Below are 26,606 nucleotides of genomic sequence, written 5' to 3' on the forward strand. Positions count from 1 at the left end.
TTGTTAACCGCATTCCGCTGATGGTTTTCGCGAAAAGTCGAACCATCGGGGCTGGCATGCAGTTTCTCTCCCGCCTCCCTCTCGCCGCCAAGGTCGCCGCGCTGGCTGCGCTGGTGATCTCCGTCGTCGCACTCGGGGCTGGCTTCTACGCCGTCACGCAGATCAACGCCCGCATGGCCGAGATCGTCGAAGGCCAGGTCCGTGACCGCAGCATCCATATGAGCCGGGCGGCCGAACTCGCCCTTCCCGGCGGCAAGATGGAGCGCGCCGGCAACAATTCAGGTCCGGTCCTGCGCATCCGCGCCACGGCCCTGCCGGCCCAGGGCGACCACAGCATCGTCGACCACGCGGCCGACGGCTCCTCGCTCTTCCAGCGTGACGCCGCCACCGGCGACCTGATCCGCTACTCCTCCTCGGTGCGCGACCAGCAGGGCAACCGCGTCATGGGCTCGCGCATCCCCGCGACCTCGCCGATCGCCCAGGCCATCGGCCGCGGCGAGGTGCTCACCGACTACATCACCGTCGGGGGCATCGCCCGCATCGCCCGCTACGTGCCCATCGTCACCCCCGACAACCGCGTCCTCGGCGCCCTCGGTGCCGGCGTCAGCCAGGCCGATGCCGATGCCTCCGCCGCCAACATGCGCGAGGGCGTCATCATCGCCATGGGCCTGCTCGCCGTCGTCGCGGCGCTGGGCGTGTTCCTCCTCCTCACCCACTTCCTGAAGCCGGTCCGCGAGGCGGCCGCCGCCATCGACGGCCTCGCCGAGGATCGTCAGGTCGACATGTCGCGCCATGCGGCTCGCCAGGACGAGATCGGCCTCATCGCCCGCGCCGTGGGCGGCCTCGCCCAGAGCCTTGCCGAGCGCGCCCAGATGCGCGCCGCCGAGGATCAGCGCACCGCTGCCGAGATGACGCGCCGCGCCAGCATGGAGCAGGCCGTCTCCCAGTTCGACAAGGCCATCGGGTCGGTCCTCGACCGCGTCGCCTCCCGCGCCGTCTCGGTCACGGGGGCCAGCGGCACGGTCGGCCAGGCCGGCGAGGCTGCCGAGGCCGGCGTCCGCGACACGGTCCAGGCCACCGAGGAGACGCTGCAGCGTGTCACCGGTATTGCCGGCGCCACCGAGGAGCTCAATGCCGCCATCGTCGAGATCCGCCGCCAGACCGAGGAGGCCCTGAAAGTGTCCTCCGAGGCGACCCAGGCGGTCGACTCGGCGGCCACCGACGTGTCGGGCCTTGCCGCCATGGGCGAGAAGATCGGCGCCGTGGTCGAGCTCATCCGCGCCATTGCCGAGCAGACCAACCTGCTGGCGCTGAACGCCACCATCGAGGCGGCGCGCGCCGGCGAGGCCGGCAAGGGCTTCGCGGTCGTCGCGCAGGAGGTGAAGCAGCTCGCTTCGCAGACCGCTCGCGCCACCGAGGACATTGCCGGCCAGGTTGCGGCCATCCAGCAGGCGACCGGCCGCTCGGTTGCCTCCATGGGCGGCATCACCGAGACCGTCGAGCGGATGCGCCGCGCCAGCGAGGCGATCTCCACCGCCATCGACCAGCAGGCCATGGCGACCCGCGAGATCGGCATCAGCGTCGAGAGCACGGCGGCCGTCGCCCAGCAGGCCGGCCAGTCCATCGGCACCGTCTCGGAGCGCCTGCGCGCCACCGGCTCGGCCATGGGCGCCCTCAACGACGTGGCCAAGGGCCTGGAGACCGACATTGCCGGCCTGCGCCAGGCGGTCGGCGCCTTCCTGTCCGACGTCAAGGCCGCCTGACGCGCCGCGACATTCCCTGAAATGAGAAACGCCCGGGCCTCGGCCCGGGCGTTCGTTTTTGGGCTCAGCCGCGGAACAGGGCCTCGACCGCCGCGGCCATGCGCAGCAGCCGGTGATCCTCGCCGCCGAGCGCCGTCATCATGAAGCCCACCGGCAGGCCCTTCACATCGGGGCAGGGCAGGGAGATGCCGGTGAAGGTGAAGATGTTGCCCACCGTGGTGTTGCGCAGCATCAGCCCGTTGGCCGTCCAGAACTTCTCGTCCGAGGCGGTGAGCTCGGAGATCTTCGGCGCGCGGATGGGCGTCGTCGGCAGGATCAGCGCGTCGAGGTCGGCGAGACGGTCGCGCATCCGGGCGATCAGCGCGGTGCGCTTGTTGACGAGGCGGATGTAGTCGGGCGCAACGGCCTGGGCGCCGACGCGGATGCGGGCGAGCACGCGCGGATCGAAGTCACGGGCGCGCTCCTCCATCCACTCCGCATGGACCGCGGCCGCTTCCATGGCGACGAAGGGCGCCCGCGCCATGGCATCGGCGAGCTCCTGCAGCAGGTCCTCGATGGAGACCTCGGTGATGCGGGCGCCGGCCTTGGTGAGCCGCTTCACGGCGGCCTCGAAGGCATGCTCCACCTCCGGTTCGATCTGGCCGAAGAGCCGCCCGCGCGGAATGGCGAGACGCAGCCCGGCGAGCGGGGCAGGGGTGAGGGTCCAGGGCGCTTCGCCTGCGAGCACGGCGTCGGTCGCGGCGCAATCGGCCACCGTCTCGGCGAGCGGCCCGACCGAGTCGAGCGCATAGGAGAGCGGGAAGGCGCCGGTCGTCGGCACGCGGCCGGCCGTCGGCTTGAAGCCGACGCAGCCGTTCAGCGCCGCGGGGATGCGGATCGAGCCGCCCGTGTCGGTGCCAAGGCCCATGCGCGCCGTCCCCTCGGCCACCGAGACGCCGGCGCCCGAGGACGAGCCGCCGGGCACGCGGCTCTTGTCAGCGGCGTTCCCCGGCGTGCCGTAATGCGGGTTGATGCCGATGCCTGAAAAGGCAAACTCGCTCATGTTGGTCTTGCCGACGATGACGCAGCCGGCCTGGCGCAGGCGGGCGATGGTCGGGGCGTCGACCTTGGCCGCCGGTTGCGACCGCAGGATCGAGGAGCCGGCGGTCGTCACCTCGCCGGCGACATCGAAGAGGTCCTTGATGGAGATGACCCAGCCATCGAGCGGCGACAGCTTCACCCCGGACTTCGCCCGCGCATCCGCCGCATCGGCCTCGGCCCGCGCCCGCTCGGGATAGAGCTTGGTATAGGTCACCCTCCCGTCGGACTGCGGATCGTCGATGCGGGCGAGCGAGGCTTCGAGCGCATCGCGGACGGTGGTGGCCATGGTTGGAACTCCGGAAAGGGCGGCGGGACTGTCGGCAATGGCGCAGGGGCGGTCAAGGTCGGAGGGCACGTACCAGCCGCGACGTTTTCCTTGGCGTCAGAACGCGTTGAGTGCGTCGAGCGACTGGATGCGATGAACGGTTGCACCCGCCGTCGCGCAGCGGGAGGTCTCGTCGCGGATCACTGGCATCCACTCCCGGTCCACCTCGTCGATGGTCCGGAAGAGGGATTCGGTCGGCGGCATGTCGCCGAGGCCGCCCGGCGGATGGGGGAGTTTGCCCATCGCCCAGGCGATCTGGCGCTCGGCAGCCAATTGAAAGTGGCGCCAGAGCGGGAGGTCGATCAGCACGATGTCCGTGGCCCGTCTGAGCCGCCGGGGCACGGATTCCCTGCGGCCGAGGCCCTCGATGATCCACCGGTCTCCGGCGATCAGCCGGTCGTGCTCGGCCTCATAGGCCTCCACGGGCGTCGGAACCCAGCCTGGCCCCCAGAGGATGGCATCGATCTCGTGGCAGGGCAGGGCGAGGCGGGCCGCGAGCCGGCGTGCCAGTGTCGACTTCCCCCCGCCGCTGTTTCCAATGACGACCACGCGCTCCATACGCGAGGTGTATCAGACCGGCTCCACCCCGCACCACTCCGCCACGAAGAGCGCCATGGACTTGGTGGTCTTGCGCAGCGACTCGATGGAGAAGCGCTCGTCGAAGCCGTGCACGCGCTCGGCGGTCGGCCCGTAATTGAGCGTCGGGATCTCGTCGAACAGCGCATAGACGCGCCCGTCGAGATAGGCCGGCGTCACCGCCTCTTCGAGCGGCTCGCCCCATGCCTTCTGATGCGCGCGGCCGAGCACGGCTTCCGCCTCCGAGCCCGGCGCGAGGATATAGCCCTCCGTCGTGAAGCCGTTGAAGACCACCTGCGGCGGGTTGTTGGCGAGGAACCGGTCCTCGCGCGCGGCCCTGGCGATCGTGTCCTCGATGGCGCGCATCATCGTCTCCGGCTTCTCGCCGGGGAAGATCGAGATGCGGCAGTCGACCGTGCACCAGGCCGGCACCGAGGAGGCCCAGTCGCCGCCCTTGATCAGGCCGAAATTGAGATTGATCGGGTGCGGCTCGTCCTTGAACAGCGGATAGTCGGGCGTCTTGGTGTTCCAGAAAGCCTCGAGTTCCCGCAGCTTGCGCATCACGCCATAGGCCGCCTCGATGGCGTTCTGGCCAGAGCCTGCCTCGCGGACATGGACCGGGTGGCCCTGTACGGTGAACTGGAACCAGACGACGCCGACATTGCCGCGGGTAATGCGGCCGCGGCTCGGCTCGGGGATGAGGGCGGCCTCGGCCTTGTAGCCGCGCAGATGGCACTGCAGGGCGCCGTTGCCGGTGGATTCCTCCTCCACCACCGATTGGACATAGACGGTCGCCGCCGGCTGGACGCCCGCGCGCTTCAGGGCGTCGAAGACGGCGACCATGGCGCCGTGGCCGGCCTTCATGTCGCCCGCGCCGCGGCCATAGAACCAGTCGCCGTCGATATGCGGCTCGTAGGGGGGATGGGTCCACATCTCCAGCGGCCCCACCGGCACGATATCGATATGGCCCTGCATGATGAGGCTGCGGCCGGTCTCCGCCTTCGGGCGATGGATGCCGACCACAATGGGCGCGGTGGAATGTGTCGGCGAGAAGGGCGAGCCGCCCGGATGGCGCTTGATCGCTTCCTCGTCCATGGCGAAGCGCTCCATGGCGAAGCCGCGCTTCCTCAACTCCTGGAAGACGAAATCCTGCGCCGCATGCTCGTCGCCGCGCTGCGAGGGGAAGCGCACCAAAGTCTTGAGATAGTCGAGCTGGGCGTCGAAGCCGTCGTCGACAGCCTTGACGATGCGGTCGGCGAGGGTGGGATCGAGGGCCATGGGTCTGTCCAGAGGCTGGAGGGTCAGGCGGAAAGGGGTTCGGTGCCGCACCATTCGGCGACGAAGAGCGCCATGGCGCGGGTGATGCGGCGCATGCTGGTGATGGAGAAGCGCTCGTCGAAGCCGTGGATGTTCTCGGAGATCGGCCCGTAGCAGAGCGCCGGGATCCGGTCGTAGAGCGCATAGACGCGGGTATCGAGATAGCCGGGGGTGACGAGGTCGCGGAGCTTTTCGCCCGTCGCCGTCTCGTGGGCGCGGGCCAGGACCGCCTCCGCCTCGGAGCCGGGCTCCAGCACATAGCCCTCGGTGGTGAAACCGGTGAAGCTGACGCGCGGCGGGTTGTTGGCGAGGAAACGGTCGCCCCGGGCGGCGGCGCTGACCGCGTCCTCGATGGCGCGCATCATCGTCTCGGGCCGCTCGCCCGGATAGATGGCGATGCGGCAGTCGATGGCGCACCAGGCCGGAACCGAGGAGGCCCAGTCGCCGCCCTCGATCATGCCGATATTGAGGTTGATCGGGTGGTCGACATCCTCGAAGTGGCGGAACTCGCCCTTCTTCGCGTTCCAGCGTGCCTCGAGCTCGCGCAAGGCGCGGATCACCCCGTGCGTGGCCTCGATGGCGTTCTGCCCGTTGCCCGCCTCGCTGACATGGACAGGAAGGCCCGCCACCTCGACGCGGAACCAGACGACGCCCGTATTGGCGCGGATGATCTTCTCGTCCTCGGGCTCCGGGATCAGCACCGCATCGGCCTTGTAGCCGCGCAGGTGGCACTGGAGCGCGCCGTTGCCGGTCGACTCCTCCTCGACCACCGACTGCACGGTGACCGTCGCCGCCGGCTGGAGCCCACAGGCCGCTAGCGCGTCGAAGACCGCGAACATCGCGGCATGGCCGGCCTTCATGTCGGCGCCGCCGCGGCCATAGAACCAGTCGCCCTCGACATGCGGCGCGAAGGGGTCGCGCGACCAGAGCTCGCGCGGGCCGGCCGGCACCACGTCGACATGGCTCTGCAGGATGAGGGTGCGGCCGGTCTCGTCGCGGGGGCGATGGATGCCGACGACGATCGGCGCGTCGGAGTGCTCGGCAGTGACTGGCGAGCCGCCGGGATGGTGCGCCAGGGCCTCGGGCTCCATGGCGAAGCGCTCGGTCGCCCAGCCGCGGCGCGTCATCTCGGCGAGGACGAAATCCTGGCAGGCGTGTTCGCGGCCGCGGGTCGAGGCGAAGCGCACGAGGTCGGCGGTGAAGGCGAGCTGCCGGTCGAATCCGGCATCCACGGCGGCGACGATCCGGGCGGCAAGGACGGGGTCGAGCGGCATGGCGGGTTCCTTCGGGAGGTCAGCCTAGCGGGCAGGGGCGCGGGAACAACTGCCGGGGGCGCAGCGGTGATCCCCGGCGCACGGCGTATCGCGGAGCGGGAGGGGCAGGTTGATCGGAATGCCCCACCTTTACCCTCCCCTCTGCCGAGGGGAGGGGGACTTCGACGGCACTCCTAACCTGGATAGGGCTGGGCCTGGCCCAACCGTTCCGGCCGTGTCGCGACATCATGGTCTCCCTCCCCTCGCCAGAGAGGAGGGTGAGGGTGGGGCCTTCCTCGATCGCGACCGGTCCGTTCATGCCCCACGCAACCCTCCCCGGCCCGCGCCCGCCTTGCCTTCGCGCCTCCCGTCCCGATCATGGCGGCACACGAATCCGGGGCCTCACCGATGAAAGCCGTCTTCACTGATCTCCACCGCGGCCATGACCCCAAGCGGTTCATCCTGCGCGGCCAGTTCGCGCAAGGGGAGGAGCGGCCCGAGCGCGCCGACCGGCTCACCGCGGGCCTCAAGGCCGGCCGGCACGAGCTTGTCCCGGCCGAGAGCTTCGGCCAGGGGCCGCGCCTCGGCGTCCATTCCGTCGACTATCTGCGCTTCCTCGAGGAGGCGGCCGTCGAATGGACAACGCTCGCCAACGCCTCCGACGAGGTGCTCGGCAATGTCCATCCGGTGCGCCGCGGTGGCACCATGCCGGCCTCCATCGTTGGCCGCGCCGGCTGGTACATGCAGGACATGGCCTGCGGCATCGGCCCGGACACCTGGGCCGCTGCCTCCTCCGCCACCGATGTCGCCATCACCGCCGCCGAACTCGTCATCGAGGGCGAGCGCGCCGCCTATGCGCTCTGCCGCCCGCCCGGCCACCATGCCTATCGCGATGCCGCCGGCGGCCATTGCTTCCTCAACAATACCGCCATCGCCGCGCAATACCTGCGCTCGGTCCACGACCGCGTCGCGATCCTCGATATCGACATCCACCACGGCAACGGCACGCAGGACATCTTCTACGACCGTGGCGACGTGCTCACCGTCTCGGTCCATGCCGATCCCTCGCGCTTCTACCCCTTCTTCTGGGGCTATGCGCATGAGCGCGGCCTCGGCGCCGGCGAGGGCGCGAACCTCAACCTGCCGATCCCCGTCGGATCCGGCGACGACGCCTATGTCGCAGCGGTGGAAGCCTCGGCGAAAACCATCGCCGCCTTCACGCCGGGCACGCTGGTGGTGGCGCTCGGCCTCGACGCCTCGGCGGACGATCCTTTCGGCGGCGCCAAGGTGACCGCGGACGGCTTCCGCCGCGCCGGCGCGGCCATCGCGCGGATGGGCCTGCCGACGCTCTTCGTGCAGGAGGGCGGCTACCTTTCCGATCAGCTCGGACCGAACCTCACCGCCGTCCTCGGCGGTTTCGAGAGCGCGGCGTGAGCCTTTCAGCCGCTTGACTCCGGTCGCCCCAGCCGGTCCCCTGACGGCAGGGCCGGGATGACATCGGCGGGAGGCAACGCACGTGAGACCCGAGGGCAGGGGGCCACTCGACTCCCTCTATTTCACCTATCCGCATTTCGCCGCCGAACGGGCGCCGGAGCTTGATGGCGAGCGCGAGACGCACCCGGTGGTCATCGTCGGGGCAGGCCCCGTTGGCCTCACCGCCGCGCTGACGCTGGCGCGCTATGGTGTCCGCAGCCTCGTCCTCGACGCCAAGCCGACCTTCAACGATGGCAGCCGTGCCACCTGCATCGCGCGGTCGAGCTTCCATATCTTTGAACGGGTCGGGGCGGTGGACGCCTTCCTCGCGAAATCGCTCGGCTGGACCACCGGCCGCAGCTATTTCCGCGGCCATGAGATCTACCGGCTGGAAATGCCGGATTCGGCCGACGAGAAGTTCCGGCCCATGTACAATCTCCAGCAGCAGTACACCGAACAGTTCCTGTACGATGCCTGCCTCGGCACCGGCCTCATCGCCTTCCGCTGGCAGAGCGAGGTGGTGGCCAGCGCCCCCGGCGCGGATGGCGTCACGCTCACCGTCACCTCCCCGCACGGCACCTATCCCCTCGCGGCAGCTTACGTCCTCGCCGCCGACGGCGCCCGCAGCCCGATCCGCGGCCATCTCGGCCTTCGCCTGCGCGGCGACAATTACGAAGGCCGCTATGTCATCGCCGACGTGAAGATGGCCCATGACTATCCGACCGAGCGGCGCGCCTTCTTCGACCCCGCCTCCAATCCCGGCGGCACCATCCTCATGCACAAGCAGCCGGACGACATCTGGCGCATCGACTACCAGCTGCGCGACGGCGAGAGCCCGGAGGAGGCGGTGCGCGAGGCGACCATCCGCTCCCGCGTCGGCGCGATCCTCGCCGATATCGGGCATCGCGGGCCCTGGGAGCTGGAATGGTGGTCGATCTACACGGCCAACACCCTGGCGCTCCATGAATACCGGCATGGCCGCGTCATCTTCATCGGCGACAGCGCCCATATCGTGCCGATCTTCGGCGTGCGCGGCCTCAACAATGGCCTTGCCGACGCCCACAATGCCGGCTGGAAGCTGGCCTACGTCCTGAAGGGCTGGGCCGGGGAGGGGCTCCTCGACAGCTACACGCCGGAGCGGCGCGGCGCGACGCTCGACGTCTTCGCCAATGCCACCAAGAGCACGCGCTTCATGACGCCGCCGACGCGCGGCCACCGATTGCTGCGCGAGGCTGCCCTGTCGCTTGCCGTCGACCACGACTTTGCGAGGCCTTTCGCCAATCCGCGGCAGATGCAGCCCTACACCTATGCGGACAGTCCGCTGACCCACCACGGGAGTGCCGGCGGCTTCGCGACCGGCCCCGGCGCCGGCGCCGTCATCGTCAACCGCCGCACCGGCAACGGCTTCCTGTCCGACGCCATGGGCGATGGTTTCACCGCGCTCGCCTTCGGAGCCCCCCAGGCTTTCGGCGACCTCTTCGATGGTCTTGCCGCGCGCGATCCGCTGTTCCGCGCCGTGACGGTCGGTGCGCCGGCCGCGCGGCCGCAGGACACGTCGCTGGACGATGCCGACGGGAGTCTTGCCGCCGCCTATGGCGCAGCGCCCGGGACGCTGTATCTCGTCCGGCCGGACCTGCATGTCGCCGGTCGCTGGAAGCAGGCCGTGCCGGCGGAGGTGGTCGCGACCCTCGAGGCCGGGCTCGGGAGGGCGGCATGAGCGAGGTGATGTCGCCGCCGCCGCTCGCCTTCGAGGCCATGGAGCGGCTCTATGAGAACCTGGCTGACGCGCTGGACCGCGCCGGTCCCGACAATGAGACCTTGTTCCTGACCAAGCTCGTCCTGGTCATGGCCCACCGCGCCGGGACGAGTCTCGACATGGACGAGGCCATCGCCACGGCTCTTGCCCGCCTCGGCGAAGCGGCCAAGCCGCCCTACGGCTTATCGTCGGGCGGGGGGCCGGCAACCGCCTCACGGCCCCTGAACCCCATGGCGAGCACATAGAGCTCCTTGGAATCGGCCCGGCTCGCCTGCGGCTTGATGTGCTTCACCACGGCGAAGTCACGCTTGAGGTCGGAGAGGAGGTCGCCCTCCGTGCCGCCCTGCAGCACCTTGCAGAGGAAATGCCCGCCGGGCGCCAGCACCTCGCGGGCGAACTGGATGGCAAGTTCGGCGAGGTAGATGATCTTGATCTGGTCGGTCTTGCGGTGGCCGGTGGCGTTCGCGGCCATGTCCGAGAGCACCACGTCGGCCTCGCCGCCCAGCATCTCCTTCAGCCGGTCCGGTGCGTCGTCGGTGGTGAAGTCGCCCTTCATGAAGGCGACGCCGGGAACGGGGTCGATGTCGAGCAGGTCGATGCCGACGATCTTGCCGCGGCCCTGTTCGAGGCCGATGCGCTTGGCCGCCACCTGCAGCCAGCCGCCGGGCGCGGCGCCGAGGTCGACGATGCGCTGGCCGGATTTCAGGAGCTTCGCCTTGTCGTCGATCTCGATCAGCTTGAAGGCCGCGCGCGAGCGCCAGCCCTCGCGCTTGGCGCGGGCGACATAGGGATCGTTGAGCTGCCGCTCCAGCCACTTCTGCTGGCTGGTGGTCCGCTTCTTCGCGGTCTTCAGCCGCACGGCGAGCTGGCGGCCGCCGCCGCCTCCGGATTTGCCCGTCATCGCGGCCCTCCCTGGCCCTGGGGCCGCTGGTCGTGGTGGCGGTTGTGGAAGGGGCGGCGCCAGACGCCGTCCTGCCGCATGAGGCTGACGAGGATGCCCTCGCGCAGGCCCCGGTCGGCAACCCGCAGGCGCCGGCAGGGGAAGTGCCGCCGCATGCCCTCGAGGATCGCGCAGCCGGCGAGCACGAGATCGGCCCGCTCGGCGCCGATGCAGGGGTGCGCGATGCGGTCCTGGTAGGTCATGGCGAGGAGCTGGTCGAGGATCACATCCACCTCGCCGGCGCCGAGCCAGGCGCCATCGACCCGCCGCCGGTCATATTTCGGCAGGCCGAGATGGACGCCGGCCAGCGTCGTCACCGTGCCGGAGGTGCCGAGCATATGGAGGTGCTCGATCTGGCCCCCCACCGCGATCTCCTTGGCGAAGGGCTCCACCATGCCGGCGACCTCGTCGACCATGCGGGCGAAGCTCTCCGCCGTGACGTGCTTGCCGTCATGGCGCTCGGCCAGAGTCACCACGCCGACGGGCAGCGACGTCCAGCCGAGGATCTCCGCCGTCGGCGGGCCGCCATTGCGCCCCGGGCCCCGCGGCAGCAGCCAGACGATCTCGGAGGAACCACCGCCGATATCGAAGAGGATGACGCCGCGCGAGCGCGGATCGGCCAGCGGCACGCAGCCCTGGGCCGCCAGCTGCGCCTCGGTCTTGCGATCGACGATTTCGAGCGCGAGGCCGGTTTCCTCGCGCACGCGGGCAATGAAGGCCTCGCCGTTCTCCGCCTGCCGGCAGGCCTCCGTCGCGATCAGCCGGGCGCGCGCCACCTGCCGGTCGCGCAGCTTGGTGCGGCACACCTTGAGGGCCTCGACCGCGCGGTCCATGGCGGCATCGCTGAGGCGGCCGGTCTGGGCAAGACCCTCGCCGAGCCGGACGATGCGCGAGAAGGCGTCGACGACGCGGAAGCTCGCACCCTCGGGCCTGGCCACGAGGAGACGGCAATTGTTCGTGCCGAGATCGAGCGCAGCATAGAGTCGCCGCGGCCGGGGCTGGTGGGCATCGCGGCCATCGGCCGCGCCACCCGGTCCGCCGGACCGCGGTCCCAATGCTCCCGGCGAACCGCCCGGCGGTTCGTGGGTCATGGCAACCTTTCCCACCGGCGCCGGAACACGAGAGGCGTTCGACGGCAAGCCGGTTGATCTGTTCAGTTACCCTGAATGTGGCAAAGGCGGCCCTTCGCCGCAAGCGATTTGCCGTTTCACGACATGACGACGGCAGGGGGCTTGAACCCTCCGCGCCAATCGACTATGTCGGCGCCTCGCACCGGCGACGCGCCCTTCCGAGGGCGCTGCTGGGGGATAGTTTAATGGTAGAACAGCGGACTCTGACTCCGTTAGTCTTGGTTCGAATCCAGGTCCCCCAGCCAGCCGTGCGTGCGCTTCCCACCCTGCCGCCATGTCCGGAACGCGTGACGCAACATGGCGCGCACCGGATCGGCGCGCGCCACATCAGATGTGAAGCGGGAGTTTGGTCGGCGCCTTGCGCCAGGCGCTACTGCGCCTGCATCCCGGCCTTGGCTGCGACGTCCTTCCACAGCGTGATCTGCTCGGCCACCCGCCGGGTCATCTCCTCCGGCGTGCTGGTGCTGGGATAGCCGCCGAGGCTGGCGAGGCGAGCGCGCACGTCCGGCGTGTCGACGGCCTGGCGGATGGCCGTGTTGAGGCGATCCACCACCGGCCGCGGCGTGTCCTTGGGGGCGGCGAAGCCGATCCAGGCCATCATCTGCAGGCCCGGCGAGACGCTTTCCGAGAGGGTCGGCACCGCGGGCGTCGCCGGCCAGCGCTGGGGGCCGGTGACCGCGAGGGCGCGCAGCTTGCCGCCTTCGATGGAAGAGAGCACCGCTGCTCCCGGCGCGATGATGAAGTCGACGCTGTTCCCGAGGACGCCGGTGATGGCGCCGGAATCGCCGCGATAGGGCACGTGGACAAACTTCACGTCGAGGGCGCTCGACATGAGCTCGAGGCCCATATGGTGGCCCGTGCCGACGCCCGCCGTGCCGGCGGTGACCGTGCCGGGCTTGGCCTTCGCCTCGGCGACGAGGTCCTGGATGGTGCGGAAGCGCGAGGCCTCGTTGACGACGATGAAGAAGGGGAAATCCGTCACCATCGACAGGAACTGGAAGTCCGCGACCGGGTCGAAGTTCAGCGACTTCACCAGGGCCGGCGAGATGGCATGGGCCGTGGTCAGCAGAACGATCGTGTAGCCGTCCGCGTCAGAGCGGGCGGTGGCCTGCGAGGCGATGTTGCCGCCGGCGCCGGGGCGGGGCTCGACGATGAGGCTCTGCCCCAGCGTCTTGCGCATCTCCTCGGCCATGATGCGGGCGACGATGTCGGCATTGCCGCCGGCGGCGAAGCCGTGAAGCACGCGAATCGGGCGATTCGGGAAGTCCTGGGCGGCAGCCGGCGCCGCAAGGGCGGCGAGGGCAGCGAGCAGGGTTGCGATCAGGCGCATCGGTGGTTCCTCCGGTGGTCTGTTCTTGTGTTTGGGGACCGCACGCGGGTGACCGTCACCGCACGCGGCATCAGCAGTCAGGCGAGGTCGGGCGGGATCGGCACCCCATGCTTGGTGGCCAGCGCCGCAAGGCGGGAGAGCGTGCCGGCCGCGACCGGGATGCCATGCGCGAGGCGCCGCGCGCGCTCGGCGGCGCCCCGTTCGCCGGGCAGCAGCACGGCCTCGGCGCCTGCCGCAACCGGCAGGGCCTTGATGACAGCGGCAAGGTCGGAGACGCCGGCGGTGAACCCGGGCTCGGCGCCGAAGGCTTGCGGATCGAGCGCCACGGCGATGCCGTTGCCGCCGGGCTCCGATCCGTCGCGCAGCGCCACCGTGAGAAGCGGGTTGCCAACGAGAACGCTCGCCAGCACCTCGATCATCAGCGACAGGCCGGTGCCCTTTGGGCCGGCCATGGGCAGCACCGCCTTGACGGCGGCCGGATCGGTGGTCTCGCGGCCCTCGGCATCGACCGCCCATCCCAGCGGAATGGCGCGGCCGGCATCCCTGGCCGCGGTGATCTTGCCGGCGGCGACCGAGGCCGTGGACATGTCGAAGAGCAGGGGCCGCGCGGGGTCGCTGCTCGGCGCGGCAATGGCGATGGGATTGGTCGACACGCCCTCGGCCCGGGCGCCGTGATAGATCATCAGCGGCTTCGAGGCGGTCATCACGAGGCCGACCAGCCCAGCCGCCGCGATGGCCTCGGCATAGATGCCGACGGCCCCCGCATGGGTGATGCGGCGCACGACGCACCAGCCGACGCCGTGCACCCGCGCATCGGCGATGGCGCGCGTCGTCGCCGCGTTCATCGCCACCGCGCCTGGCGCCTTGTCGCCATCGAGCACCGCAACCGCGCCCTTGCCGGCAACCTGGCGGATGGCGGCGGCCGGATTGATCAGGCCCTGCTCGACCATCTCGACATAGCGGGGGATGCGCAGGACCCCGTGGGATTCGACGCCCCGCAGGTTCGCCCAGACCAGCATCCGCGCGGTCGCCTCCGCATGGTCTGGCGCAAAGCCCCCCGCCGCGAGCAGGTCGCGCGCATAGGCCTCGAGGGTTGCCGCCGCGACGCGGCGCGGTCCTGCGGGCGCCGCCATGCTCACTGCCCCAGCGGGCTGGGGATGAACTTGTCGAGCCATCCCTTGAGGATGGTCTTGGTGCGTGGCGCATCCGCCGGCGACAGCGGGAAATGCGATGTGCCGGTCACCAGCAAGAGCTCGGCGGGCTGGCCGGCCTTCTCGTACATGCGGATCGACTGCTCGGTCGGGGTGATCGAGTCATTCGCCGTGTGGAAGAACAGGATCGGCCGCGGCGCGATGTCGGCGACCACGTCCTCGGCGCGGAAATTGTACATGCTCCAGGCGGTCTCGACCGGGATCTCCATGATCGCCTTGGGCGACAGGTTCTTGCGCAGGTGCTCGGGGATCGGCACGGCGTCGAAGCGCGAGATCCACATGCTCTTGCCGGTTTCCTGCTTGTGCTTGCGGCCCTGCTCGAGGAGCCCGGTGAACTTCGCCCAGGCCTCAGGCGTCGGGTGCTGGCCGCGGAACTTGCGCTCGCCATGGCCCCAGCCGCAGGAGGAGATGACGCAGGCGAAGCGCTCGTCGACGCCGGCGGCATAGACCGCGACCGCCGCGCCGAAGCTATGGCCGAGCACGCCGATCTGCTTGGGATCGACCTCCTCGCGAGCCTGCAGGAAGGTCAGCGCGTTCTTGGCGTCTGCCACCTGGTCGAAGCAGCGCACCTGGGCGCGCTCGCCCTCGCTCTCGCCGCAGCAGCGGAAGTCGAAGCGCAGCGCCACATAGCCCATGGCCTCCAGCATGCGTGCCTGGATCTCGGCGTGGGATTCGTCCTTCGAGCCGACGAAACCGTGCAGCACGATGAAGGCCGGCAGCTTCTGGCCTGGCTTGCGGCCCTCCGGCACGTGCAGGACCGCGGACAGCCTGAGGCCGTCCGACATGAAGGTGAGCTTCTCTTCCATGGCGGGATGTCCTTGAGCGAAAGGGTCGGCGTCAGGCGACGGCGGTGAAGGGGAAGTGGAACTCGCGCCATTCGAGCGGCGCCGGCGTGCCCCAGACGTTCATCGCCCGCACATTGCCGGGCCGTTCGAGATTGGTGATGACGTTGGGCTCGAAGGTCGCGTCGTCGGCGATGATCGACATACCGCTGGAGCACTCGATCATCGCTCCCGCCGGGTCGATGTAATAGGAATAGACGTTGTCGCCGGGCCGGTGGCGGCCGGGGCCCCAGAGCATCTGCTTGTCGAAGCGGTCGAGCGTGTCACCGAGCCGGATGAACTGGCTGGCGTCGAGGAACTCGAACGAGATGTGGTGCACGCCCGGCCCCTTGCCCTTCACGAGGCCAAGGATGTGGTGCTGGCGGTTGCCGCCATACATCCAGCTCAGGCTGTCGTTCACCAGGCGCTCTGACAGCCGCATCCCCCCGATGATCTCGAGCTGGCGGCGGGTCGCCGCCGGGTCGGGGGTGAGCAGGTTGATGTGGTCCATCCGGTTGGCGCTGACCCCGTAGGTCGGGAACCGGCGCCCGGCGAGATCATCGCGGATGGGCGTATGGATCTCGAAGCGCAGGCCCTCGGGCGTCAAGAAGGTGAAGCCCGCCGCCATGCAATCGAGGCTCGGCGTGCGGCTGACCACGGTGCAGCCCGCCTCCGCCACCTTCGCTTCCGCCGCGCGCACGGCGTCCACCGTCAGCGCCTCGAGGCCGATCGTATGGGCGGAGTTCTCGCCCGCATGGACCAGCACGAGTTCGACGGCGCGGCCATTGGAGCTGAGCCAGGTCTGTCCGTTGCCGTTCCGCGTGACGCGCAGTCCGAGGATCTCGGTCGCCTCCCGCACCACCGCATCGGCGACGCTGGTGTTGATCTTCATGTGCCCGATGGCATGCACCAGGTGCGTCATCGCCACTCCTCCCGTCTTCTCGTTGGGCCGAGTCCTAGCGCAGGGCAGGGGAGGCGATCAACCGAATTTCGATGTCATGAAGAAATTTCGAAAATCATCAAGTTGGTCTATCGTGGCACATGAGAGGCGGGTTTGATCGTCATCCCATGCCTTTGGGCAGTCAGGTGATGGATCGCTGGCAGCTCCATGCCGGCTATTTCGACAAACGGCAGAATTTGCGTCGCAGGGGCGAAGCTGCGATACAGGACGGGATGCGGGCCGCGCTGACCGGCCGCACGGACGAGGGCGAGGTCATGGCGGGACGGGCGGAGCCCAGAGGTGCCGAGGAGACGCGGGCGGCCGATGTGCTGCAGCGGATGCGCCACGACATCATCAGCTGCACCCTCAAGCCCGGGACGCGCCTGCGCTTCGAACCGCTGAAGGAGCTTTATGCGGTCAGCTTTTCGACGCTGCGGGAGGCTCTCTCACGGCTCGTCGCCGAGGGGCTGGTGGTCAGCGAGGGCCAGCGCGGCTTCATGGTGGCGCCGCTCTACCTGTCGGACCTGCAGGACCTGACCGACGTGCGCGTGCTGGTCGACCAGGAATGCATCGGCCGGTCGATCATCCATGGCACCGATGACTGGGAGGCCGAGATCATCGCCGCCTTCCACCGCATGGACCGGCTGAAGGCCCGCCTCGGCGAGCTCTACTATCTCTCGGACGAGTGGTCGCAGCTCCATGGCGGCTTCCACTATTCCCTCGTCGCGGCCTGCCGGTCGCCGACCCTGCTGGACTTCCGCGACAAGCTCTTCCAGCGCGCCAATCGCTACCAGCGCATGTCCTGCCAGTTCCGTGCGAAGTGGCGGCCGAAGGACGTCGAGCACCGCACGCTGATGGATACCGTCATCGCGCGGGACGCCAATGCCGCGCGGCAGCTGATCGAGCGCCATATCCGCGAGACGACCGAGAACGTCATCGCCAATGCCAGCCAGTTCCTGAGCCCGGAACCCGGCGGCTTCGCCACTGTCGCGCGCCCCGTCGCGGCGGAATGAGGCGGATCGCCGGGGATCACATCGTGTCGGGCGTCTGGATCGGGTCTTCCGGCACGGGCGGCATGGGACCGGGATCCGGCTGCTCCGGCTGCGGCGGGATCGGCTGCGGGCCGGGCGAAGGGAAGGGCTCCGGCATCGGCGGCTGCGGCGTGCCGAAGACGACCGGCGCGTTCTGCATGATCATGGAAGCCTCCTCGGCGCGTTGATGTCCGGACAACCGCCGGCCGCCGTCATCGTTCCGCCACCGCGGCCGCCTACCTCGCGGATCGAGGCAACGGCACGGCTCACCCGCTTGCGATTCCGCGCACCGGCTCTAGGCTCGCCCGCCTCGACCAAGTCCGCCTCGACCCTCGCCCCGAAAGGTCACCGCCATGCGTCTTGCCGCCATCGCCGCCGCCGCCGCCCTCTCGCTCGCCGTTGCCGGCGAAGCCCGGGCCGTTCTCATCCTTGGCCATGGCACGGACACCTGCTCGACCTGGCTGCAGGTGCGCACGACGCCGCGCGCCGCCGAATACCGCCAGTGGATGCTCGGCTATCTCTCCGCCTCCGCCTTCCACAAGAACCGCGACATCCTCCGCAACATGAATGCCGAGCAGGTCTTCACCCGCGTGACCTCCGACTGCCAGCGCACCCCGACCCGCCGCATCGACGACGTGCTCGACGGCTTCCTGCGCTGAGGCGACGGCAAAAAGACGCGGCCAACGCGACCTTTCCCCTTCTGTCGCCATGGGTTAGACAGAGCCGATGTGGCTGAACCAACGCACCGTCGACGCGATCCGGCTGATGGCCGAGCTTTCGGCCCGCTGGCCGAAGGCGGTGAAGGCCGCCGAGCTCGCCGCCATTACCGGCATCACCTTCCTCAACGTGCAGAAGACCGCCCATGCCCTGGCGCGGGCCGGCCTCATTGAGGCCGAGCGCGGCCGTTACGGCGGCCTGCGCCTGGTGCGCGCCGCCGACGAGATGAAGGTCGCCGAGATCGTCCGCGCCTTCGAGCCGGCGGACTGCCCGGTCAATTTCCTCGCCGCCGACCAGAGCCGCGACCCCGTCTCGCGTCTCATCTTCCGCGCCCATCGCGGCTTCTTCCAGCCGCTTGAGGAAACGACCCTGGCCGATATCGAGCCGCGCGCCCTGGCCGTGCAGCCCGCCGCCCGCAGCACCAAGGTGGCGTGAGCCCGGGCGGGCGGGTCTTGTCCGACCCCCACCTCGCATTTCCACGACATTCCATGGCGTGATCGCCGCCGCTAGGCTTTGCCCCAACGACAAACGGGCAGGGGGCGCGCATGAGGCGGATGGTCTGGGGATGTCTCGTCCTCGCAATGGCGGCGATGGTCGGCGCGAGCGCGACCTTGGCCGCCGAGATCCGCGTCATGACCTCGGGCGGCTTTGCCGAGGCCTTCCGCCAGATCGTCCCGGCCTATGAGGCCGAGACCGGCCACCGCATCGTCATCGTCGGCGGCGCCTCGATGGGGGGCGCGCCCGATTCGATTCCCTCGCGTCTCGCCCGCGGCGAGCCGGCCGATGTCGTGATGCTGGCGGGCGACGCGCTCGACGCCCTCGTTCGCGATGGTCGCGTCGCGCCGGGATCGCGGGTCGACCTCGCCCGCTCGATCATCGGCATGGTGGTACGCGCCGGCGCGCCGAAGCCTGACATCTCGACCGTGGAGGCGCTGACCCGCACGGTGAGGGAGGCGCGGTCCTTCGCCTGGTCGGCGAGCGCGTCGGGCGTCTATCTCTCGAACGAGCTGTTCCCGCGCCTCGGCCTTGCCGACGCCATGCGCGAGCGTGGCCGCCGCATCGAGAGCGAGCGGGTCGCCACCGTCGTTGCCCGGGGCGATGCGGAGATCGGCTTCCAGCAGGTCAGCGAACTCCTGCCGATCCCCGGCGTCGATTATGTCGGCCCGCTGCCGGAGGCGGTCCAGCGGGTGACGATCTTCTCCGCTGGCGTCGCGCAGGGCTCGCAGCAGCCGGACCTCGCCCGCAGCCTCATCGCCTATGCCGCCCGCGCCGAACACCAGCCGGTCCTCGTCCGCCTCGGCCTCGAGCGGCCGCGCTGAACGATCGCCGGCTCACGCCGGCGGCGCGCTCGTCGCCGGCAGGTCGTACCAGTCGGGCTTCGACGGCTCCCACAGGTTCTTGATGATCCGCTTGCCCGTCGGCCCGTCGACGAGCCCGGCCGAGATAAGCCAGCGGCCGGCGGCGGTGACCTCCTTCAGCACGCGCCCGCCGCAGGTCGCACAGAAGGCGCGCCGCGCCGCCTCCGACGACTGGTACCAGGTCAGGGAATCCGCGCCCTCCATGGTCACGTCGCCGACGGGTGCGGCGATGAAGGCGTTGAAGTTGCCGTGCATCTTCTGGCAGTCGCCGCAATGGCAGGCGAGAACGCCAGCGGACGCCGCCGGCAGGGAGATGCGGATTTTGCCGCAATGGCAGGAGGCATGGAGCATGTCGGCCATGTCGTGTCCTTTCGGGGGGGAGGGGGAGCGGGTGCGTCAGGCCCCTGTAACGGCCGCAAAGGCCCAGTCCGGTCCCTTGCCCCGCGCCAGGGCCTGGTTGATCCAGACCATGGCGAAGGGTTCCAGGATCCGCGCCTTGGCGATGCCGCCGGCATCCAGCGCCTCGAAGCCGAGATCGGCGAGGAGCCCCATGGCGACGGCCTTGGCGCCGCTATCGTCACCGGCAACGAACTGGACGGGACGGTGGGTGAGATGGGCATTGCGCGCCATGATGGCCGCGCCGACCTGGTTGAGCGTCTTTACCACCCGGGCCTGCGGCAGCCATCCGGCGACGATCTCCCCGCCGCTTGTCGTGTGGCCAAGGGTCAAGCCCAGCGCGCCATCGACCATGCCGAGCGGGTTCATGCAGTCGATGACGACCTTGCCGGAAAGGCCGCCCAGTGCGCGGATCGCACCTTCCGCGGCCTCCCATGGCAGGGCCAGGATGATGACCTCCGCACCAGCCGCGGCATCCACCGGGCTTGCCACCGTCGCGCCCACCGTTGCCGCGAAGGCTTTCGTCTCTTCCGAGGCCGTGTCGCGCGTGCCGAGGGTGACCGCGTGACCCTTGCCGCCGAGGCCCTGCGCCAGGGCGCGTCCGACCCGTCCAATGCCGATGATGGCGATGCGCATGGCCTGCCCTCGTTGATCCGGTGAGGCCACGATAGGCGGATCGGCCATTTCACGTTATCGAAATGGTATCATGGCAGACTTCAGCAACACTGAACTCAGACGGCTCGACCTCACGCTCCTGCTGGTCTTTCTCGGCCTTCTCCGGCTGCGCAAGGCGGCCGGCGTCGCGGCCGAACTCGGGCTGACGCAGTCCGCCGTCAGCCAGGCGCTGCGCCGCCTGCGGGCCATTTTCGGCGACGATCTCTTTCTGCGACGGCCCCACGGCATGGAGCCGACGGCGGTTGCCCTGGCGCTGGAACCTGCCGTGCGCGGCGCCGTGGAGGCCTTGCGTGGCGCCCTCGGATCGGCCCGCGCCTTCGATCCGGCGGCCGCGACCGGCATCGTTCGCATCGCGGCCCTCGACGCGGCGCAATCCGTCGTGGTGCCGCCGCTGGCCCGCCGGATGGCGCTCGATGCGCCGGGCCTGCGCCTCTCCGTCCTGCCGCTCGCCCGCGGCGAGGCGGTGGCCGCGCTCGCGGAGGGGCGGGCCGACCTGTCGATCGGCTTCATCTGGGACCGGCCGGACATGGTGTCCGCCGAACTGCTCTACGAGGAGGGCTACCGCGTCGCCGGCCGGCCGGAGGCCCTGCCGGACGCCCCGCATGTCTCGCTCGACGCATATTGCGCCGCCGACCATGTGCTCATCTCACCCGGTGGCGACATGCGCGGCGTCATCGATGACCATCTGGAGGCGCTGGGGCGGAGCCGGCGCGTCATGCTGGCCCTGCCGGCTTTCCTGCCGGCCCTGGCCGCGGTCGCCGCGTCCGGCGCGCTGGTGACGCTCCCCGCGCGCGTGGCGGAGGCCTTCGCCGGCGGTTTCGGGCTCGTCACCGCCGCGCCGCCGGTGGAGGTGCGACGGTTCCCGGTCTCCGTCTTCTGGCATCGCCGCAACGATGCCGATGCCCGGACGCTGTGGCTGCGCCGTCAGCTCGCCGCGGCTGTCGCGGGGGCATAGCGGGGCGCCGCGTCCCGGTGCTGCGGCAGCACCACGGGCAGGCCGCCGGCGGCGGCGTCGCGGCACAGGTCGACCCCGAACACGTCCCGCACCGTCGCGCGGGTGACCACATCCGCCGGTCGTCCGAAGGCGTGGCAGCGCCCCGCGCTCATCACCAGGATCCGGTCGGCGAAGGTCGCGGCGAGATTGAGGTCGTGCAGGACGGCGATGACGCCGATGCCCTCGCGCGCGAGGCGCTGGGCGCAGTCCATCAGCGCGATCTGGTGGGCGAGGTCGAGGCTCGCCACCGGCTCGTCGAGGAAGAGCACCTGCCGCTCGGCCGCGACCCGGCCGGCGCGCAGTTGCGCATAGGTGCGGGCGAACTGCACGCGCTGCTGCTCGCCCCCCGAAAGCATCTGGTAGCCGCGGGCGACGAGATGGCCGATATCGGCCGCCGCGAGCGCCTCGGCGATGATCGCCTCGCGGCCCGTCCGCGTCAGCGCCCGGCCGACGCCGTCGATGCCGATCCGCACCACTTCGGCGACGGTGAAGGGGAAGGCGAGGCGGTTCGCCTGCGCCATCACCGCCCGCCGCGCCGCAAGCTGCCAGGGCGGCACGGCCGACAGCCTCTCGCCACCGATCAGGACCTCGCCCGAATCGGGCGCGAGCTCGCCGGTCAGCAGCTTGGTCAGTGTCGTCTTGCCCGCGCCGTTTGGCCCCACCACGACGATCATCTCGCCCTCGCCGAGGGTGAGGGAGACGCCGTCCACCACCTTGCGGCCGCCGAACGAGGCGGTGAGGTCGCGCGCTTCGATGAGGGGGCTCATGAGTCGAGGCTCCGGTCGCGCCTCAGCAGCAGCCACAGGAAGAAGGGGGCGCCGATGGCGGCGGTCAGGATGCCGATGGGCAGCTCCGCCGGGGCGACGAGGGTGCGGGCCGCCAGATCCGCGCCGGTGAGGAGGCCCGCGCCGAGCAGCGCCGCGAAGGGCAGCAACGTGCGATGGTCGGGGCCGAAGACCAGCCTCAGCAGGTGCGGCACGACAATGCCGACGAAGCCGATGACGCCGGCCGAGGCGACGCTCGCGCCCACCGCCACCGCGACCATGAGGATGACGGCGCGCTTCAGCGCCTGGACGGGTATGCCGAGATGGAAGGCCTCGGCCTCGCCCAGCAGCAGGGCATTGAGCCCGCGGGCGAGAAGCGGCACGGCGAGCAGGACGGGAAGGACCAGAGGCACCACGGTCCAGACCTTCGTCCAGCTGGCGCCGGAGAGCGAACCGAGCGACCAGAAGGTGAGGTCGCGCAGCTGCCGGTCGTCGCTGACAAAGGCGAGGACGCCGGTCAGCGCCCCCGCGAAGGCGCCGAGCGCGACGCCCGCGAGCAGCATGACCGCCACCGAGGTGCGTCCGTGGCGCGTGGCGATGGCGTAGAGGATCAGCGTCGAGGCGAGGCCGCCGACAAAGGCGCCGACTGGCAGCAGGATGAAGGGCAGCTGCGCCGAGACCGTGCCGAGGATGCGGTCGCCCAGCACGATGGTGAAACCGGCGGCGAGCGCCGCCCCCGACGACACGCCGACAAGGCCGGGATCGGCGAGGGGATTGCGGAACAGGCCCTGCATCAGCGCCCCCGACACGGCGAGCGCCGCACCGATCAGCGCGCCGAGGATGAGGCGCGGCACGCGGATGGACAGGATGATTAGCGCCTCGCGGCTGGCGAGCACCTCCCGGTCGCCGGATATCCAGGCGGAGAGGACGGCCACCACGCGCTCCGGCGGGATGCGCACTGCGCCGCTGCCGAGCGACAGGACGGCAAGCAGGGCGAGGCCGACGGCGATCACGCCGCCAGCGACGGCGATTCGCCGCCGCTGCGAGGCGAAGAGCGCGGCGACCGCCGGGGAGGGCAGGGCGAGCGTCACCGTCAGCCCGCCTTGCCGTAGAGAGCCGTCATCAGGTCGGCTGCCGCATCCGGCGTGCGCGGGCCGAAGCCGAGCAGGTAGAGCCCGTCCATGGCGATGAGGCTGCGGGTCTTCGCGGCCGGCGTGGCGCTGAGCGCGGGGATGCCGAAGACCTGGTCGGGCGAGGCCGCATGGTCGTTGTGGCTCATCATCAGGATCGCGTCCGGTGCCGCCGCGATGAGGCCCTCGTCGGTCAGCGGCTTGAAGCCCTCGACGCTGTCCGCCGCATTGACCGCCCCGGCATAGCGGATGATGGCGTCGGCGCTGCTTTTCGCCCCGCCGACCATGACGCGGCCGTTCTGCAGCGACAGCACGAACAGCACGCGCTTGCGGGCGGCGACGGCGTCGCGGCGACGCTTCAGCCCGGCAAATCCCTCCTCGACGCGCGCAGCGAGGGTGTTCGCCTCGCCCTCGGCGCCGACGAAGCGGCCGATGGCGCGGATACGCCCGGCGACGCCCGCCTCCGACGTGTCCTCACTGACGCGTTCGACGCGCACCCCAGCCTCGGCGATGAGCTTCAGCGCATCCGGCGGCCCCGCGCCTTCGACGGCAAGGAGATCGGTGGGCCTCAGCGACAGGACGCCTTCCGGTGACAGGGCGCGGACATAGCCCACCTGCGCCTTGTCCTTCAGCGCGGCGGCGGGGAAGAGGCTCGTGGTATCGACGCCGACCAGCAGGTCCTGGCGGCCAAGGGCATAGACGATCTCGGTGATGACGCCGCCGGCGGCAACGATGCGCCGCTCGGCCGCGCGGGGGGCCCCGGGCGCCAGCGGGAGGGCCGCGGTGGCCGCGAGGAGGCTGCGGCGCGACAGCAGCCGCGACGGGATAGGTGCGCGGGTCATTTGGTCAGGATCAGCTTGTCGTTGGCGGTGACGCGCAGGCGATAGCGCTCGCCCTTGTGCAGGATGACCGCCTCGCGGCCGGCGCCGAGGATGGCGGTGACCTCCACGGTGGGAACCGTCGCCGGGGTTTCAACGCCGGCCTCGCGGCTGGAGCGCACAGGAGAGGGCGCCGGCTCGGGGGATGCGATCATGGGAAAAGCCTAGTTTGGAATGATAACAATCAGGCCGAAGTGTCTGGAAACATTAAAAACTGCTTCCACACCGACTATTGTTGACATTGATAGTCAGGTTAATTAGGCATCGTCAACAGCGCCGCGACCGGTCAACCCGGCCGGACCAGACCGCCAGCCAGCCCGGTGCCCGCGCATCGATGCCAGCCAGCCGACAACAACACGTCATTCAGGCTTGCAGGTTCGATCATGCTCACCCGTCGCGGCTGCGCGGCGCTTCTCGCGTCCGTTTCCACTCTCGTCCTCGCCGCCACGCCGGCCCTCGCTCAGGCTCCGTCCCAGCCGGCTGAGCAGCGCACGCAATCCGCCCAGGACGAGATCACCGTCTCGGCTGAACGCACGCCGTCGACGGTCTACAACGCGCCCGGCACGGTCACCGTCGTCAACGAGCAGCAGCTCCAGAACAACCTCATCCAGGGTCCGCGCGACCTCGTGCGCAACGAGCCCGGCCTTGCCGTCAGCAATGCCCCGACACGCGTCGGCGCCGGCAATTTCTTCATCCGCGGCATCGGCGACAACCGCGTCCGCCTGGAGATCGACGGCACGCGCATCCCGGACTATCCCGGCTCCAATGTCGGCCCGGGTCTCTACACCCGCGACATCGTCGACTACGAGGACCTGAAGCGCGTCGAGGTCATCCGCGGCCCGGCCTCGGCCCTCTACGGCTCGGATGCCATCGGCGGCGTCGTCTCCTTCACCACCAAGGACCCCGGCGACTATCTGCGCGAGGTCGGCCGCGACTGGTATGCGGGCACGCGGTTCTCGTTCAACAGCGTCAACCGCTCCTTCTCGGAGACGCTAACCGGCGCGGCGCGCAAGGGGCCCTTCGAGTTCCTCCTCCAGTACACCCGCCGCGACGGCACCGAGACGCAGATCAACTCGGCCACCCGCCGCGCCAATCCGCAGAATTTCCAGTCCAACAACATCCTGGCGAAGCTGGTCTATGAGACCCCGGATTCCGGCCGCTGGCGCCTGACCGCCGAGGCGCTGTGGCGCGGCGTTGGCACCAACCTGATCTCGGCCCGCACCACCTCGATCGCCGACCAGATCACCCACGATACCAACAAGCGCTTCCGCCTCAGCCTCGACTGGACGCAGCAGCTGTCTTGGTCGATCGCCGACGAGATCAAGGTCATGGTCTATGCCACCGACTTCGATCGCCAGGAGCACACCGACGAGTTCCGCCGCGTGCCGGCCGGCAATGGCGCGGCCAACCGCCTGCGCGTGTCGGATTTCGACTTCCGCCAGCAGATCTTCGGCATCGATACCCAGTTCGGCGCCCGCCGCCAGTTCGGCGGTCTCGATCACCACTTCGTCTACGGATTTACCGCCGATTTCACCCGGTCGTCCCGCCCGCGCATGCGCACCGAGACGGACCTGACCACCGGCCAGCAGCTGACCGGCCCGATCGGCGGTGAGACCTACCCGAACAAGAACTTCCCCGACACCGAGACGATCCAGGGCGCCTTCTACATCCAGGACACGATCTCCTGGGGTCGGCTGCGGATCACGCCGGCCGTGCGCTTCGACTACTACCACCTGTCGCCGAAGCCGGATGCCGCCTTCTACAACTCCAATCCCGGCTTCCCGATCGGCAATGTCTCGGCCTTCGCCGTCTCGCCGAAGCTCGGCGCCACCTACGACCTGACCGAGAACTTCCGCCTCTTCGGCCAGTATGCCCGCGGCTTCCGCGCGCCGCCCTATGACAACGCCAACTTCGCGTTCTCCAATGCCGCCCAGTTCTACGAGATCCTGCCGAATTTCGGCCTGCGTCCGGAGACCGTGAACAGCTTCGAGGCCGGCCTGCGTGGTCGCTTCGCCGACGGCTCGAGCTTCCAGGTCAGCGGTTTCTATAATCTCTACAACGACTTCATCAACACGGTGACGGTTGGCATCTCGCCGGCGGGCCTGACCCAGTTCCAGTACCAGAACCTCCAGTCCGTGCGGATCTGGGGCTTCGAGGCCAAGGGCGAGTACCGCATCAACCCCGAATGGACCGCCTATGGCTCGGTCGCCTACGCCAACGGCACCGACCAGACGACGGGCCTGCCGATCGACAGCATCGATCCGGTCACCGGCGTCGCCGGCCTGCGCTACAACAGCCCGCAGAACTGGATGCTGGAGGGTCGCATCCGCGCCGCCGCCGCCAAGACGCGGGTGAGCGCCGCCAACATCTTCCAGCCCGGCGCCTATGCCACGATGGACGTGCTCGGCGCCTATGAGATCAGCCGCAATGTCACCGTGCGTGCCGGCGTCTTCAACGTCTTCAACGCGCGCTACTTCAACGCCATCGACGTGGCAGGCCTGACCAAGACCAATGCCAACCTCGAGCTCTTCCGGGCTCCTGGCCGGTCGGTCTCGCTCAGCGTCTCCGCGAAGTTCTGAGGCCGACATGGCGGGCGCGGCGACGGCACGGCGGATGGAGGGCGGGCGTCCCATGGCGTCCCGGTCCCGCGGCCGTGCGCGCGTCGAGCCCGTCCTCGTCGGTAGCGATGGGCAGACCCGGACGGGCCTGTCCGGCTCGGCATCCCCGGGTGCCGCCGCGCAGCGGGGG

Annotated in this window: 27 protein-coding genes and 1 tRNA gene; 11 read left to right on the forward strand and 17 right to left on the reverse strand. The window is 69.9% G+C overall.

Translation table 11 applies throughout. From position 1 onward, the window contains the following. The first annotated feature begins 56 nt into the window (after positions 1–56). Complete coding sequence (locus C8P69_RS01700) at positions 57–1,763, forward strand: methyl-accepting chemotaxis protein (protein WP_170118089.1); 1,707 nt, start codon at positions 57–59, stop codon at positions 1,761–1,763. A gap of 64 nt (positions 1,764–1,827) precedes the next feature. On the opposite strand, the gene C8P69_RS01705 is transcribed toward C8P69_RS01700, so the two are convergent. The 4 genes from C8P69_RS01705 to C8P69_RS01720 form a co-directional block, all read right to left on the reverse strand. Beyond that, entirely contained in the window at positions 1,828–3,129 is a 1,302-nt protein-coding gene (locus C8P69_RS01705; RefSeq protein ID WP_108174125.1) for an amidase, read from the reverse strand. A gap of 96 nt (positions 3,130–3,225) precedes the next feature. Then, positions 3,226–3,726, reverse strand: coding sequence for a P-loop NTPase family protein (locus C8P69_RS01710; RefSeq protein WP_108174126.1), 501 nt, complete (start codon positions 3,724–3,726; stop codon positions 3,226–3,228). A gap of 12 nt (positions 3,727–3,738) precedes the next feature. Next, positions 3,739–5,022, reverse strand: coding sequence for an ArgE/DapE family deacylase (locus C8P69_RS01715; protein WP_108174127.1), 1,284 nt, complete (start codon positions 5,020–5,022; stop codon positions 3,739–3,741). A gap of 23 nt (positions 5,023–5,045) precedes the next feature. Then, the gene (locus C8P69_RS01720; protein WP_108174128.1) at positions 5,046–6,335 is read right to left on the reverse strand and encodes an ArgE/DapE family deacylase; all 1,290 of its coding nucleotides are present in this window, start codon (positions 6,333–6,335) and stop codon (positions 5,046–5,048) included. Between the two features lie 387 nt (positions 6,336–6,722). On the opposite strand from C8P69_RS01720, the gene C8P69_RS01725 reads away from it, so the two are divergent. The 3 genes from C8P69_RS01725 (at position 6,723) to C8P69_RS24065 (ending at position 9,788) form a co-directional block, all read left to right on the forward strand. Then, complete coding sequence (locus C8P69_RS01725; protein WP_108174129.1) at positions 6,723–7,748, forward strand: histone deacetylase family protein; 1,026 nt, start codon at positions 6,723–6,725, stop codon at positions 7,746–7,748. 82 nt (positions 7,749–7,830) lie between these two features. Continuing rightward, a complete protein-coding gene (locus C8P69_RS01730) occupies positions 7,831–9,504 on the forward strand; it encodes an FAD-dependent monooxygenase (protein ID WP_108174130.1) in 1,674 nt (557 codons plus the stop codon). Continuing rightward, positions 9,501–9,788, forward strand: coding sequence for a hypothetical protein (locus C8P69_RS24065; RefSeq protein WP_211353791.1), 288 nt, complete (start codon positions 9,501–9,503; stop codon positions 9,786–9,788). The genes C8P69_RS01730 and C8P69_RS24065 overlap by 4 nt, the downstream gene beginning before the upstream one ends. Here the strand turns inward: C8P69_RS24065 and C8P69_RS01740 are convergent. Both C8P69_RS01740 and C8P69_RS01745 read right to left on the reverse strand, forming a co-directional pair. Beyond that, entirely contained in the window at positions 9,719–10,444 is a 726-nt protein-coding gene (locus tag C8P69_RS01740) for an RlmE family RNA methyltransferase (protein ID WP_108174131.1), read from the reverse strand. The genes C8P69_RS24065 and C8P69_RS01740 overlap by 70 nt on opposite strands. Beyond that, a complete protein-coding gene (locus C8P69_RS01745; protein ID WP_108174132.1) occupies positions 10,441–11,574 on the reverse strand; it encodes a Ppx/GppA phosphatase family protein in 1,134 nt (377 codons plus the stop codon). Before C8P69_RS01745 ends, C8P69_RS01740 begins: the two co-directional genes overlap by 4 nt. 210 nt (positions 11,575–11,784) lie before the next feature. Between C8P69_RS01745 and C8P69_RS01750 the strand changes: the two genes are divergently transcribed. Then, positions 11,785–11,858, forward strand: a tRNA-Gln gene (locus C8P69_RS01750). Positions 11,859–11,983: 125 nt separating this feature from the next. On the opposite strand, the gene C8P69_RS01755 is transcribed toward C8P69_RS01750, so the two are convergent. The 4 genes from C8P69_RS01755 to C8P69_RS01770 all read right to left on the reverse strand — a co-directional run bounded on the left by C8P69_RS01755 (position 11,984) and on the right by C8P69_RS01770 (position 15,897). Continuing rightward, positions 11,984–12,943, reverse strand: a complete 960-nt coding sequence (locus C8P69_RS01755; RefSeq protein WP_108174133.1) for a Bug family tripartite tricarboxylate transporter substrate binding protein — start codon at positions 12,941–12,943, stop codon at positions 11,984–11,986. Between the two features lie 77 nt (positions 12,944–13,020). After that, complete coding sequence (locus C8P69_RS01760) at positions 13,021–14,076, reverse strand: Ldh family oxidoreductase (RefSeq protein ID WP_108174134.1); 1,056 nt, start codon at positions 14,074–14,076, stop codon at positions 13,021–13,023. A 2-nt stretch (positions 14,077–14,078) separates the two neighbouring features. Beyond that, positions 14,079–14,960, reverse strand: a complete 882-nt coding sequence (locus tag C8P69_RS01765) for an alpha/beta hydrolase (protein WP_108174135.1) — start codon at positions 14,958–14,960, stop codon at positions 14,079–14,081. A 31-nt stretch (positions 14,961–14,991) separates the two neighbouring features. Beyond that, positions 14,992–15,897, reverse strand: coding sequence for a VOC family protein (locus C8P69_RS01770; protein WP_108174136.1), 906 nt, complete (start codon positions 15,895–15,897; stop codon positions 14,992–14,994). Positions 15,898–16,148: 251 nt separating this feature from the next. Between C8P69_RS01770 and C8P69_RS01775 the strand changes: the two genes are divergently transcribed. Then, positions 16,149–16,928, forward strand: coding sequence for a GntR family transcriptional regulator (locus C8P69_RS01775; RefSeq protein ID WP_245901830.1), 780 nt, complete (start codon positions 16,149–16,151; stop codon positions 16,926–16,928). Positions 16,929–16,944: 16 nt separating this feature from the next. On the opposite strand, the gene C8P69_RS23715 is transcribed toward C8P69_RS01775, so the two are convergent. Next, positions 16,945–17,112: a hypothetical protein gene (locus C8P69_RS23715; protein ID WP_170118090.1), complete on the reverse strand. Its 168-nt coding sequence runs from the start codon at positions 17,110–17,112 to the stop codon at positions 16,945–16,947. A gap of 187 nt (positions 17,113–17,299) precedes the next feature. Here C8P69_RS23715 and C8P69_RS01785 point away from each other — a divergent pair, with 187 nt between their 5' ends. The 3 genes from C8P69_RS01785 to C8P69_RS01795 all read left to right on the forward strand — a co-directional run bounded on the left by C8P69_RS01785 (position 17,300) and on the right by C8P69_RS01795 (position 18,982). Beyond that, on the forward strand, positions 17,300–17,605 hold the full coding sequence (locus tag C8P69_RS01785; RefSeq protein ID WP_108174138.1) for a hypothetical protein: 306 nt from the start codon (positions 17,300–17,302) through the stop codon (positions 17,603–17,605). A gap of 67 nt (positions 17,606–17,672) precedes the next feature. Then, positions 17,673–18,098: an RrF2 family transcriptional regulator gene (locus C8P69_RS01790; protein ID WP_108174139.1), complete on the forward strand. Its 426-nt coding sequence runs from the start codon at positions 17,673–17,675 to the stop codon at positions 18,096–18,098. A gap of 110 nt (positions 18,099–18,208) precedes the next feature. After that, the gene (locus C8P69_RS01795; protein ID WP_108174140.1) at positions 18,209–18,982 is read left to right on the forward strand and encodes a substrate-binding domain-containing protein; all 774 of its coding nucleotides are present in this window, start codon (positions 18,209–18,211) and stop codon (positions 18,980–18,982) included. Positions 18,983–18,994: 12 nt separating this feature from the next. Here C8P69_RS01795 and C8P69_RS01800 read toward each other — a convergent pair whose 3' ends face one another. Both C8P69_RS01800 and C8P69_RS01805 read right to left on the reverse strand, forming a co-directional pair. Beyond that, positions 18,995–19,381, reverse strand: coding sequence for a GFA family protein (locus C8P69_RS01800; protein ID WP_108174141.1), 387 nt, complete (start codon positions 19,379–19,381; stop codon positions 18,995–18,997). A gap of 36 nt (positions 19,382–19,417) precedes the next feature. Next, on the reverse strand, positions 19,418–20,101 hold the full coding sequence (locus C8P69_RS01805) for an NADPH-dependent F420 reductase (RefSeq protein ID WP_108174142.1): 684 nt from the start codon (positions 20,099–20,101) through the stop codon (positions 19,418–19,420). Positions 20,102–20,123: 22 nt separating this feature from the next. On the opposite strand from C8P69_RS01805, the gene C8P69_RS01810 reads away from it, so the two are divergent. Further along, positions 20,124–21,047, forward strand: coding sequence for a LysR family transcriptional regulator (locus C8P69_RS01810; protein ID WP_108174143.1), 924 nt, complete (start codon positions 20,124–20,126; stop codon positions 21,045–21,047). Here C8P69_RS01810 and C8P69_RS01815 read toward each other — a convergent pair. The 4 genes from C8P69_RS01815 to hemP are packed head-to-tail and all read right to left on the reverse strand — an operon-like array spanning position 21,017 to position 24,013. After that, on the reverse strand, positions 21,017–21,853 hold the full coding sequence (locus C8P69_RS01815; RefSeq protein WP_108174144.1) for a heme ABC transporter ATP-binding protein: 837 nt from the start codon (positions 21,851–21,853) through the stop codon (positions 21,017–21,019). The two genes, C8P69_RS01810 and C8P69_RS01815, sit on opposite strands and share 31 nt — an antisense overlap. Then, complete coding sequence (locus tag C8P69_RS01820; RefSeq protein WP_425440734.1) at positions 21,850–22,941, reverse strand: FecCD family ABC transporter permease; 1,092 nt, start codon at positions 22,939–22,941, stop codon at positions 21,850–21,852. The genes C8P69_RS01815 and C8P69_RS01820 overlap by 4 nt, the downstream gene beginning before the upstream one ends. Positions 22,942–22,943: 2 nt before the next feature. Continuing rightward, positions 22,944–23,822 (reverse strand): heme/hemin ABC transporter substrate-binding protein, encoded by an 879-nt coding sequence (locus C8P69_RS01825; RefSeq protein ID WP_108174145.1) that lies wholly within the window; start codon positions 23,820–23,822, stop codon positions 22,944–22,946. Continuing rightward, the gene (gene hemP / locus C8P69_RS01830) at positions 23,819–24,013 is read right to left on the reverse strand and encodes a hemin uptake protein HemP (RefSeq protein WP_108174146.1); all 195 of its coding nucleotides are present in this window, start codon (positions 24,011–24,013) and stop codon (positions 23,819–23,821) included. Before hemP ends, C8P69_RS01825 begins: the two co-directional genes overlap by 4 nt. Before the next feature lie 228 nt (positions 24,014–24,241). On the opposite strand from hemP, the gene C8P69_RS01835 reads away from it, so the two are divergent. Beyond that, positions 24,242–26,437 (forward strand): TonB-dependent hemoglobin/transferrin/lactoferrin family receptor, encoded by a 2,196-nt coding sequence (locus tag C8P69_RS01835; protein ID WP_108174147.1) that lies wholly within the window; start codon positions 24,242–24,244, stop codon positions 26,435–26,437. Positions 26,438–26,606: the final 169 nt, after the last annotated feature.

Origin of the sequence: Phreatobacter oligotrophus (assembly GCF_003046185.1) — a bacterium.
GTDB lineage: Bacteria > Pseudomonadota > Alphaproteobacteria > Rhizobiales > Phreatobacteraceae > Phreatobacter > Phreatobacter oligotrophus.